Annotated in this window: 7 protein-coding genes and 1 pseudogene; 6 read left to right on the forward strand and 2 right to left on the reverse strand. The window is 72.0% G+C overall.

Annotated features, from left to right (window positions below; genetic code table 11):
- The first annotated feature begins 15 nt into the window (after positions 1–15).
- Positions 16–738 carry a DUF4870 domain-containing protein gene (locus ADL05_RS00285; protein WP_053614786.1) on the forward strand — a complete coding sequence of 241 codons (723 nt, stop codon included), beginning with the start codon at positions 16–18 and terminating at the stop codon, positions 736–738.
- A 93-nt stretch (positions 739–831) separates the two neighbouring features.
- Here the strand turns inward: ADL05_RS00285 and hemW are convergent, their stop codons facing one another.
- Both hemW and ADL05_RS00295 read right to left on the reverse strand, forming a co-directional pair.
- Positions 832–2,064: a radical SAM family heme chaperone HemW gene (gene hemW / locus ADL05_RS00290; protein ID WP_053614787.1), complete on the reverse strand. Its 1,233-nt coding sequence runs from the start codon at positions 2,062–2,064 to the stop codon at positions 832–834.
- A gap of 181 nt (positions 2,065–2,245) precedes the next feature.
- A pseudogene (locus ADL05_RS00295) lies at positions 2,246–3,390 on the reverse strand (LacI family DNA-binding transcriptional regulator).
- Positions 3,391–3,486: 96 nt separating this feature from the next.
- Here ADL05_RS00295 and ADL05_RS00300 point away from each other — a divergent pair.
- From ADL05_RS00300 to ADL05_RS00320, 5 genes are all read left to right on the forward strand, one after another.
- Positions 3,487–5,097 (forward strand): glycoside hydrolase family 13 protein, encoded by a 1,611-nt coding sequence (locus ADL05_RS00300; protein WP_053614788.1) that lies wholly within the window; start codon positions 3,487–3,489, stop codon positions 5,095–5,097.
- 485 nt (positions 5,098–5,582) lie between these two features.
- Positions 5,583–6,833, forward strand: a complete 1,251-nt coding sequence (locus ADL05_RS00305; protein WP_053614789.1) for a maltose ABC transporter substrate-binding protein — start codon at positions 5,583–5,585, stop codon at positions 6,831–6,833.
- Between the two features lie 242 nt (positions 6,834–7,075).
- On the forward strand, positions 7,076–8,323 hold the full coding sequence (locus ADL05_RS00310; protein ID WP_053614790.1) for an extracellular solute-binding protein: 1,248 nt from the start codon (positions 7,076–7,078) through the stop codon (positions 8,321–8,323).
- Positions 8,324–8,325: 2 nt separating this feature from the next.
- Positions 8,326–9,978, forward strand: coding sequence for an ABC transporter permease subunit (locus ADL05_RS00315; RefSeq protein ID WP_053614791.1), 1,653 nt, complete (start codon positions 8,326–8,328; stop codon positions 9,976–9,978).
- Positions 9,978–10,883, forward strand: a complete 906-nt coding sequence (locus ADL05_RS00320; RefSeq protein WP_053614792.1) for a sugar ABC transporter permease — start codon at positions 9,978–9,980, stop codon at positions 10,881–10,883. The genes ADL05_RS00315 and ADL05_RS00320 overlap by 1 nt, the downstream gene beginning before the upstream one ends.
- Positions 10,884–11,230: the final 347 nt, after the last annotated feature.

Genomic DNA, 11,230 nt, shown 5'->3' on the forward strand with positions numbered 1-11,230 from the left:
GTCAGAAGGAACGACATGTCCCACCCGAACACGCCACCGCCGGAGGACCCCTACGGCCAGGGCCACCCCGACCAGCAGCAGGGCACCGGGGGCTACACCCCGCCGCCCGGCCAGCCCGGCGGAGGCCACCCCCAGCAGGGCGGCTACCCGCCGCCCCCTGACCAGTCCGGCGGATATCCCGCGCAGGGCCAGTCCGGCGGCTACCCCGGCCAGGGCCAGCCCGGCGGATACCCCCCTCCCCCCGGCCAGGGCCAGGGGTACGGCGAGCAGCCGGGCGGGTACCCGCCGCCCGGGCAGCCCGGCTACGGCGGGCAGCCCGGCTACGGTGGTCAGCCCGGTTACGGGGGCCAGCCCGGCCCCGGTGGTCAGCCGGGTTACGGCGGCCAGCCCGGCTACGGCGGCCAGTCGGGCGCGGACGACAAGCAGATGGCGTTCTTCGCCCACCTGGGCGGCGGCATCCTCGGCTGGCTCGTCCCGCTGATCATCTGGCTCATCAAGAAGGACGAGTCCCCGTTCGTGCGCCAGCAGTCACTCGCCGCGCTGAACTTCCAGCTGGTCCTGCTGATCGTCTACGTCGTCGTGAGCGTGCTCAGCGCCATCCCGTTCGTCGGGTTCATCAGTATCCTCGCCTGGCCCGCCGCCTGGATCTTCTCCATCGTCATGGGCGTCCAGGCCGCGCAGGCCGCCAACCGGGGCGAGCTCTTCAAGTACCCGATCAGCGTCGACTGGGTGAAGTAGCGGGACCGCGCGTCCCCGACCCCGACCGACCCGAAGGAGCCCGGCGCGTGCGCCGGGCTCCTTCGTCGTCCGGGTGCGGCCGCCCGGGCGGCCTCAGGTGAGGTCGCGGACCACCGCGTCGGCGAGGAGGCGGCCGCGACGGGTCAGGACGGCCCGACCGGCGGCGTGCGCCTCCGCGTCCAGCAGGCCGTCGGCGACCGCGCGCACCGCGGCGCCGCGCCCGTGCGGCTCCAACAGCTCCAGCGGGCAGCCCTGCTCGATCCGCAGCTCCAGCAGCACCCGCTCGAAGCGCCGCTCCTCCTCGGTGAGGACCTCGCGGGCCTGCCCCGGGCTGTCCCCCGCGGCCAGCCGGGCGGCGTAGGCGGCGGGGTGCTTGACGTTCCACCACCGCGTGCCGCCGACGTGGCCGTGCGCGCCCGGCCCGACGCCCCACCAGTGGCCGCCGGTCCAGTACAGCAGGTTGTGGGCGCTGCGCCCCTCGGGCGTGCGGGCCCAGTTGGACACCTCGTAGGGGGTGAACCCGGCCGCCGCCAGCGCCTCGTCGGCCATCACGTAGCGGTCGGCCATCGCGTCGTCGTCGGGCTCGGTGAGTTCGCCGCGCCGGACCCGGTTCGCCAGCCGCGTGCCCTCCTCGACGATCAGTGAGTAGGCGGAGACGTGGTCGGGACCGGCCGAGACGGCGGCCGCCAGGGACGCCGCCCAGTCGTCGTCGCTCTCACCCGGCGTGCCGTAGATGAGGTCGAGGTTGACGTGCTCGAAGCCCGCCTGGCGGGCCCACTCCACGCACTGTTCGGGCCGCCCCGGGGTGTGCCCCCGCTCCAGGATCCGCAGCACGTGCGGGCGGGCGCTCTGCATGCCGAACGAGACCCGGGTGAACCCGGCCTCGCGCAGTCGGGCGAGGTAGTCCGGGTCGACGGTCTCGGGGTTGGCCTCGGTGGTCACCTCGGCGTCGGGGGTCAGGCCGAAGCGCTCGCGTACGGCCGCGACCAGGCGCCCCAGGTCCTCGGCCGGCAGCAGGGTCGGTGTGCCCCCGCCGACGAACACGGTGCTGACCGGCGGCCGGTCACCGGACAGGACGCGGTCGGCCAGCTCGATCTCGGCGATCGCCTGGTCCGCGTAGGTCTCCCGGGAGGCGGTGGCCGTACCGTCCCGCGAGACGAGTTCGTCGGCCGTGTAGGTGTTGAAGTCGCAGTACCCGCAGCGGGTGACGCAGAAGGGCACGTGGACGTAGAACCCGAGGGGCCGCGCGCCCAGCTCCGCGAGGGAGTGCTCGGGCAGGTCCCCGGTGCGCGGTACGGGATCGCCGTCGAGGGCAACGGAAGGCATGCCTCCAGTGTCGCCGACGCGGCGGCGTGCCCTGGTCGGGACCGGGAGGAGTGCGGCCCTGGGGCGGGCCGGAGCAGACGGACGAGGAGGGGTGTGAGGAGTGCCGCCCTGGGACGGGCCGGAACAGAGGGACGGAGGGAGGTGCGGGAGCGGGGGTCGGAATCGGGGGCGGGGCAGGGCGTCAGACGCGCTGGCTCGCGATCGGGCCGGCGCCGGGTCGGGCCGGACCGTCCTGGGCGGCGGACGCACGCGCGGAGCCGTCGCGAGCGGCGTGCCGGGAGCCGGGGAGGGGAGCCGGGACGGTGTACCCGGTCGGGGCGGCGGCGGTGGACGCGCGGACGACCAGTTCGGGGTCGAACACGTACTCCGTGTGCGAGACCGCGTGCCCGGCGATCTCGTCGCACAGGGCCCGGACGGCCGCCAGGGCCATCGCCTGGATCGGCTGGCGCACGGTCGTCAGCGGCGGGTCGTCAGCGGCGGGTCGGTGAACGCGATGAGCTGGGAGTCGTCGTAGCCCACCACGGAGAACTCCTCGGGCACGCGCAGTCCGCGCTGGCGAGCGGCCCGGATGGCGCCGAGCGCCATCATGTCGGAACCGCAGACCATGGCGGTGACGCCGCGCTCGATGAGGCGCGTGGCGGCGGCGTGCCCGCCCTCGACGCCGAACAGGGACAGCTCGACGAGGTCGCGGCCGCTCAGCCCGTGCGCCTCCAGGGCTGCGTGGTACCCGTCCAGCTTGCGCCGGACCGGAACGTAGCGGTCGGGTCCGCTGGTGAAACCGATGCGGGTGTGGCCGAGGGCCACCAGGTGGTTGACCGCCAGCCGTCCGGCCTCGCGGTCGTCACAGGAGATGAACGCGGCGGGGATGGCCTCGGTGAAGCCGTTGACCAGCACGATGGGGAGCCGCCGCGAGACCAGCGTGTCGTAGCGCTCGTAGGAGGCGGAGGTGTCGGCGTGGCGGCCGGACACGAAGAGGATGCCGGAGACGTTGCGCTCCAGGAGCAGCTCGACGTACTCGTCCTCGGTTATCCCGCCGGGGGTCTGGGTGCACAGCACCGGCGTGTAGCCGCGCTGGGCCAGCGCCCCCTCCGCCGCCTGCGCGAACATCGGGAAGACCGGGTTCTCCAGCTCCGGGATGACCATGCCGACCAGCCCGGCCGAGCGCTGCCGGAGCCGGGCGGGGCGTTCGTAGCCGAGGACGTCCAGCGCGGTCAGCACGGCCTTGCGCGTGTCGCTGCCGACGCCGGGTTTGTCGTTGAGCACCCGCGAGACCGTCGCCTCGCTGACGCCTGCGTGCCGCGCGATGTCGGCAAGTCGTGGACCCATGCGGGTGATTCTAGTCGAGATGGTCGTCACATGGACGTAAGTTGGCGGTAATCTTGCGCAAGAACTTGCAGACGCACTAGGGAAGGACCCCCGCACATGGCGCTTAAGTCGCAGTGGTGGCGCGACGCGGCCATCTACCAGATCTACGTCCGCAGTTTCGCCGATTCCAACGGGGACGGGGAGGGCGACCTCGCCGGTATCCGCGAGCGCCTGCCGCACCTGGCCGAGCTCGGCGTGGACGCGGTCTGGCTGACCCCCTTCTACGTCTCCCCCCTCGCCGACGGCGGTTACGACGTCGCCGACTACCGCGACGTCGATCCCCGTTTCGGCACCCTGGCGGACTTCGACGCGCTCCTGGCCACCGCGCACGAGCTGGGCCTGCGCGTGATCATCGACGTGGTGCCCAACCACTCCTCGTCGGCGCACCGCTGGTTCCGCGAGGCCGTGGCGGCCGAGCCGGGCAGCCCCGCGCGCTCGCGCTACATCTTCCGCGACGGCAAGGGCCCCGACGGCGAGCAGCCGCCGAACAACTGGAACTCGATCTTCGGCGGCCCGGCCTGGACCCGGCTCAAGCGCGCGGACGGCACGCCCGAGCAGTGGTACCTGCACCTGTTCGACGCCGAGCAGCCGGACTTCGACTGGACCAGCCAGGAGGTCCACGACGAGTTCGACGACGTCCTGCGCTTCTGGCTGGACCGCGGCGTGGACGGGTTCCGCATCGACGTCGCGCACGGCATGGTCAAGGATCCGGACCTGCCCGACCTCGCCGAGGGGGCCAAGGCCGACCTGCTGGACGGCAGCACGTCCCTGCCCTACTTCGACCAGGACGGCGTGCACGACATCTACCGCCGCTGGGCTGCCATCGCCGCGAGCTACCCGGGCGACCGCACGATGGTCGCGGAGGCGTGGGTCGAGGACGCCGAGCGGGTGGCCCGCTACCTGCGCCCGGACGAGCTGCACCAGGCCTTCAACTTCGAGTATCTGACCTCGCCCTGGGACGCGGGGCACCTGCGCTCGGTCATCGACTCGTCCCTCACCGCCAACGGCGCGGTCGGGGCGACCACGAGCTGGGTCCTGTCCAACCACGACGTCACCCGGCACGTGACGCGTTTCGGCGGCGGTGAGCAGGGCCTGCGCCGCGCGCGTGCGGCCACGCTGCTGATGCTGGCCCTGCCGGGTGCCGTGTACCTGTACCAGGGCGAGGAGCTGGGCCTGCCGGAGGTCACCGACCTGCCCGACGAGGCCCTCCAGGACCCGACGTGGGAGCGTTCGGGCCGCACCGAACGCGGCCGCGACGGCTGCCGGGTGCCCCTGCCGTGGGAGGACGGGGCGGCGCCCTACGGGTTCGGACCCGAGGGCACGGCCCCGTGGCTGCCGCAGCCGGAGGGCTGGGGCGGGCTCTCCCGCGCCGCCCAGCGCGGTGTGGAGGGCTCGACCCTGGAGATGTACACCAGCGCGCTGCGCCTGCGCCGTGAGCTCGACGCGCTCGGCGACGGAGAGATGGCCTGGCGGGACGCGCCCGAGGGCGTGCTGTACTTCGAGCGCGAGCCCGGCGTGCGCTGCGCGGCGAACCTCAACGGCGAGACCGCCGAGGTCGCAGTCGGGGAGGGCGGGGCCGAGGTCCTGCTCTCCAGCGGCCCCGTCGGGGCTCCCGCCGACGGCACGCTGGCCCTTCCCGCCGAGACGGCGGTGTGGCTGCGCGTCTGACGCGTGCTCCGTGGACGCCGCTCCTCGCCTGTGGGGCGGGCGTTCGCGGTCCACACGAGCGCGTCCGAACGCCGGGGCGGGGACGACCGTCCCGCCCCGGCGGCGCCCCTCCCGACCACCCCGGGGCCGCCCGCGGGCGGCCCCGGCGACCGCGCCGTCCGGCCGTGGACGCCCGCCCTCCCGGCCGCCCCGGCGGGACCCACGCGACGCCTGGCCCTGCCTGGCCCTGACCATGAGCCGCCCCGGCGGCTCCGCCGCCCACGGCCATCCGACACGCCCTCCAGGCCGCCCTGGAGACTCCCGCTCCCAGGGCGACCCAGTGCCACCGCCGGACCGCCCTGCCGGCACCGCCGCTCCCGGCCGCTCCGGGAACTCCGTCCACGGACCGCGCCCCGGTCCGCAGCGCGACTCGCGCCCCTCACCCACACCAGCGGCGCCCCGGCCCGCCACGGCCGGGCCCCGCCGATCCCCCTTTGGAGGACGCCATGAGGCTCCTGACACCATCGCGCACCCGCCTGGCGTGCGCCGCCGCCGGACTGGTCCTCGCCGCGACCGCCTGCGGCTCGGATGCCGAGACCGACCCCGCCGAGCTGGACCGGACCCTGACGATCTGGGCGGACGACGAACGCGCTCTGGCGCTGATGACCTTCGCCGAGGCCTACTCGCGCACCTCCGACGCGCAGGTGGAGGTGATCGTCGTCGAGCACGAGGAACTGCGAGCCAGCTTCGTGAGCGCCCACGCCAACGGGCTCGGCCCGGACATCATGGTCGGTCCGCACGACTGGACCGGGGAGCTGGTCGCGTCCGACGCGGTCGCGCCGGTGACCCTGGACGCCCAGGCGGCCGAGGCCTTCACCCCGGGTGCCCTGGACGCGGTGACCTACGACGGCGCGGTGTACGGCGTCCCCTACGCCACGGAGAACCTGGCGCTGATCCGCAACACCGACCTGGCCCCGTCCGCGCCGGAGACCGTGGAGGAGCTGGTGGAGACCGGTTCGGACCTGGTCGGCGAGGGCCGGGCCTCGCGGGTGCTGGGCCTCCAGGTGGGCGAGGAGGGCGACGCCTACCACGTGCACCCGCTGTTCACCTCCGCCGGCGGCTACCTCTTCGGGGAGGACGGCGCGGGCGACCCCGACCCCACTGACCTCGGGGTGGCGGCGCCGGAGTCGGTGGCCGCCTTCGAGCGGCTCGCCGAGCTGGGCGAGGCCGGTTCGGGGGTCCTGACCCGGGACACGACCGCGGAGAGCGCCACGGAGCTGTTCACCGGAGGCGAGGCGCCCTTCTTCGTCACCGGCCCGTGGAGCCTGTCCGCGATCAAGGAGGCCGGGGTGCCCTACGAGATCAGCCCCGTGCCACCGTTCGCGGACGGGGATCCGGCACGCCCGCTGGTCGGCGTGCAGACCTTCTTCGTCGCGGCGGGCGCCGCCGATCCGGACCTGGCGCGCACGTTCGCGGCCGACTTCGTCGCCGATCCGGAGTTCTCCGTGATCCTGTACGAGGCCGATCCCAGGGTGCCCGCGCTCGTGGACGCGTTGGAGACGGTGTCCGAGCGGGATCCGGACCTGCAAGCCTTTCAGAATGCCGGTGCAAACGGCCTACCGATGCCCGCGATCCCGGAGATGGACGCGGTGTGGGGCCCGTTCGGCCAGGCCAGTGCGGACATCATCGCAGGTGCGGATCCCGTGCGGGAGCTCGCCGAGGCCGAGGAGCTGATCCTCGCGAGCCTCGCGGAGTGAGCCGGACCTGTGACGCGCACCCGATTCGATCACGTCTTGTCACGCAATGACCACGTTCGGCCCACCATCACGCATCTGTTTCCTGGGTGTTTCCACATCTTTATCCCGGGAGTCTGCAAAGACTTTCAATGATTGCAAGTTATTGCTAACGTCACATCACATCGCATGCTCGAGACGGACCCGGGGCCACCGGCCAGCCGCATGCGCACCTCTCCACACCGGCCTCCCGGAAGGAAGACACCATGAGACTCCGCAGCGCACCGGCGATCACGGGGATCGCCGCCATCGCCCTGATGGCGACCGCCTGCACCGGCGGCGGCGACAGTGACAGCGAGGGCGGGTCGGCCGAGGGCGGCCTGACCATCTGGACCGACGCCGAGCGCGCCGACGCCGTCGAGGCCGCCGCCGACGAGTTCGCCGAGGCCAACGGCATCGACGTCAGCGTCGACACCGTCGCCTTCGAGGACATGCAGGGCGACGTGCTCAACGCCCACCAGGCAGGCAACGCCCCCGACGTCTTCATCGGCGCGCACGACTGGACGGGCAACCTGGTCCGCAACGGCGCCGTGCAGCCCATCGAGCTCCCCCAGGACCGGGCCGCCCTCCTCGACGAGACCTCCCTGCAGGCCATGTCCTTCGACGGGCAGCTCTTCGGTGTTCCGTACTCGCAGGAGAACCTCTTCCTGATGCGCAACGCCGAGCTGGCCCCGGACGCCCCCGAGACCTTCGAGGAGCTGGTCGAGACCGGGACCGAGCTCAAGGACGGCGGCGACGTCGAAGAGGTCCTGTCCATGGCGGTCACCCAGGAGGGCGACCCCTACCGGATGAACCTGCTGTTCACCTCCGGCGGCGGCTACCTCTTCGGCCAGGACGACACCGGCACGTGGGACCCCGCCGACCTGGGCGTGGGCACCGACGAGTCCGTCGAGGCGATGGAGCGGATCGCGGAGTACGGCGAGGAGGGCGAGGGCGTCCTGCGCCGCTCGATCGGCCTGGAGAACGACGCGGCCCTGTTCTACGACGGCGACACCGCATTCTTCGTCGCCGGCCCGTGGAACCTGGCCGACGCCCAGGAGGCCGGTATCGACTACGAGATCAGCCCCTTCCCCGGCTTCGAGGACGGCGACCCCGCCAGCCCCTACATCGGGTACCAGTCGTTCTTCGTGACCGAGGGCAGCGCGAACTCCGCCCTGGCCGAGGAGTTCGTGACCAACTACGTCACCGACACCGACTTCATCCTCAGCCTGTACGAGATCGACCCCCGCACGCCCGTCCAGACCGAGGCCCTGGAGAGCGTCTCGGCCGAGAACCCCGACATCGCCGCGATCGCCGAGGCCGGCGCCGACGGCATCCCGATGCCCTCCATCCCGGAGATGGGCGAGACCTGGCAGCCGCTGGGCGTCGCCCAGGCCGACATCATCGGCGGAGCGGACCCCCGTGAGGCCATGGAGGCCGCCGCCGCGACCATCTCCGAGCAGATCGGCGAGTAGGCGTGGCGGCTTCCGACAACGCGGGCGCCCCGGAGGGGGCGCCCGCCCACCCGTCACCCACCACCCACTCCTCACCCGCCCCGCGCCGTCCCTCCCGTTCCCCGCTCCCCGGCGGGCGCTTCGCGCGCGAGGGATCACGGGTGGGACAGGTCGTCAAGATCGGCCTCCTGGGCCTGTTCACGGCCCTGGGCGTGTGGGCAGTCCTCCCGCTCTACATCGGCGAGAACTGGCTCGGCATCGGGCTGGTCGTCGCCGTGGTGGGCCTGGTCTACTACGTCTACCTGTCCAAGCGCTCCGTGCCCGCCAAGTACCTCGTGCCCGGTGTGCTGTTCCTGATGGTCTTCCAGATCTTCCCGGTGCTCTACACGATGAGCACGTCGGTGACCAACATGAGCGACGGTCACCGGGGGAGCAAGGAGCAGGCGGTCTCCGCCGTGGAGTCCCTGTCCGTGACCCGGACGGCGGACTCCCCGGAGTACGTCCTGACGGTCGCCACGGTCGGCGACCCGGAGACCGGTGAGCTGGTCTTCCTCCTCACCGACGCCGAGGGCGACGCGCGCGTGGGCGACGCGGACGGGCTCAGCGACCTCGGCGGCGCCACCGTCGAGGACTCGGGGAAGGTGACCGACGCGTTCGGCTACACCATCCTCACCCCGGCCGAGGTCAACGAGCGCAGCGGCGAGCTGGAGGAGTTCGCGGTGCCGACGGGCAGCGGGGCGGGCATCCGCTCCAGCGGCCTGTCCACCGCCTACGAGGGCCGTGCCCTGCGGGTCTACGACGAGTCCTGCGACTGCGTCACCGACGCCGAGACCGGCGACGTGTACACCGCCGACGACGAGCGCGGCGCGTTCTACAACGACGAGGGCCAGCGCCTCCCCCAGGGGTGGCAGGTCAACGTGGGCGCCGACAACTTCGCGCGCTTCCTGTTCGACCCGTCGTTCGCGTCGTCGTTCTTCAGCATCCTGCTGTGGAACATCGTCTTCGCCGTGGCGGTGACGGGGCTGGTGTTCGTGGTGGGACTGGCCGTCGCCCTGACGCTGCACGTGCCGAAGATGCGCGGCAAGGTGTTCTACCGGGTCCTGGTGGTCCTGCCGTACGCGATGAGCTCCCTGGCGATGTACCTGCTCTGGCGGGACATGTTCAACACCGACTTCGGTGTGATCAACCAGGTGCTCGGGTTGCGGATCGACTGGTTCGGCTCGGTGTGGGGCGCGCGGGTCGCCGTCGTCCTCGCCAACGTCTGGCTGGGGTACCCGTACATGTTCCTCGTGGCCACGGGGGCGCTGCAGGCGATCCCGCGCGAGCTCGGGCAGGCCGCCCAGATCGACGGCGCCAACCCGTGGCAGGCGTTCCGGCACGTCACGCTGCCGCTGCTGATGGTGGCGATGACGCCGATCCTGGTCGCCACGTTCGCCTTCAACTTCAACAACTTCAACGCGGTGTGGCTGCTGACCAGGGGCGGACCGCTGTTCTCCGACAACTCCACGGCCGGTGCCACCGACCTGCTGATCACCTACACCTACCGGCTGGCGTTCAACGAGGCCACCGCGCAGTACGGCTACGCCGCGGCGCTGTCGGTGATGATCTTCCTGATCGTCTCGGTGATCTCGGTGACCAGCCTGTGGCGGAGCAAGGCACTCAAGGAGGTGGGGTGATGTCGGTGGACACCGTACGGACGGGCCCGGCCCGCCACCGGCGCGGCACGGGCACCCGGTTGAGCCTGTGGGCGACCCGCCTGGGCTGGCGCCACGTGGTCATGTGGGTGGTCGCGGCCTTCGCGCTCTTCCCCGTGATGTTCGTGGTCTCGGCCGCGCTCAACCCGCTCGGCACGCTGAGCAGCTCGCAGCTGTGGCCCACGGGTGCCAGCCTGGACAACGCCCGGGACCTGTTCTCGAACACTCCGTTCACGACGTGGTACGCCAACTCGCTGTTCTTCGCGCTCACGAACGCGGCGGTGACGGTGCTGCTGTCCGCGCTGGCCGCCTACGCGTTCAGCCGGATGCGGTTCAAGGGTCGCAAGGTGGGGCTGATCGGGCTGCTGGTCATCCAGATGTTCCCGCAGTTCCTGGCGATCGTCGCGATCTACCTGATGTTCTCCTCCATCGGCGAGTACTACCCGGCGATCGGCTTCGACACGCGCTGGGGCCTGCTGCTGGTGTACCTGGGCGGCGCGCTCAGCATCAACACGTGGTTGATGAAGGGCTTCTTCGACACCGTGCCCAAGGAACTGGACGAGTCGGCGCAGATGGACGGGGCCACACACGCCCAGGTCTTCTTCCGGATCATGCTGCCGCTGGTCACCCCGGTCCTGGCGATCGTGGGCCTGCTGGTGTTCATCTCGACCATCAACGAGTTCCTGCTGGCGAGCGTGTTCCTGCGCGACACTGAGGCCAAGACGCTGGGGCTGGGCCTCTACCAGGTGGTCGCCTCGTCCCGCAACGCCAACTTCGGGATGTTCTCGGTCGGCGCGATCCTGCTGTCCCTGCCCACGCTGATCGTGTTCTGGTTCCTCCAGCGCTTCATCACCGAGGGCCTGACCTCCGGAGCCGTCAAGGGCTGACTCCGCCCACCGCACACACCAGAGGCCGTGCCCCGAAGGGCACGGCCTCTGGTGGTACGCGACGACGAAGGACCCGGCGCCAAGCGACCCGAACCCCCGGGGTGAAGCGTCCCCGGCCGTGCCGCAGGGGTTTGATGGTGAGCGGTCCATCTCACCGCAACCACAGGGGGGGGTTGGTCGGGCCGAAGCGAGGAACGAGCGGAGGCCCAAAGAGAGCACGGGCGAGGGGCGCGCCGGCGCCTGCAGGCGGAGTCTCTGCCGCCAGCGAGCTTGCGAGCCAGGCAGTAGCGACGACGAAGGACCCGGCGTGAAGCGCCCCCGAACCTCCGGGCCAAAGCGAGGAACGA

The sequence above is a fragment of the Nocardiopsis sp. NRRL B-16309 genome (assembly GCF_001279585.1).
Classification (GTDB): Bacteria; Actinomycetota; Actinomycetes; order Streptosporangiales; family Streptosporangiaceae; genus Nocardiopsis.

Bases quoted from the DNA above. Each gene is read 5' to 3' on its own strand.
- ADL05_RS00285 (WP_053614786.1), top strand. From the start codon at position 16: ATGTCCCACCCGAACACGCCACCGCCGGAGGACCCCTACGGCCAGGGC.
- hemW (WP_053614787.1), bottom strand. From the start codon at position 2,064: ATGCCTTCCGTTGCCCTCGACGGCGATCCCGTACCGCGCACCGGGGAC.
- ADL05_RS00300 (WP_053614788.1), top strand. From the start codon at position 3,487: ATGGCGCTTAAGTCGCAGTGGTGGCGCGACGCGGCCATCTACCAGATC.
- ADL05_RS00305 (WP_053614789.1), top strand. From the start codon at position 5,583: ATGAGGCTCCTGACACCATCGCGCACCCGCCTGGCGTGCGCCGCCGCC.
- ADL05_RS00310 (WP_053614790.1), top strand. From the start codon at position 7,076: ATGAGACTCCGCAGCGCACCGGCGATCACGGGGATCGCCGCCATCGCC.
- ADL05_RS00320 (WP_053614792.1), top strand. From the start codon at position 9,978: ATGTCGGTGGACACCGTACGGACGGGCCCGGCCCGCCACCGGCGCGGC.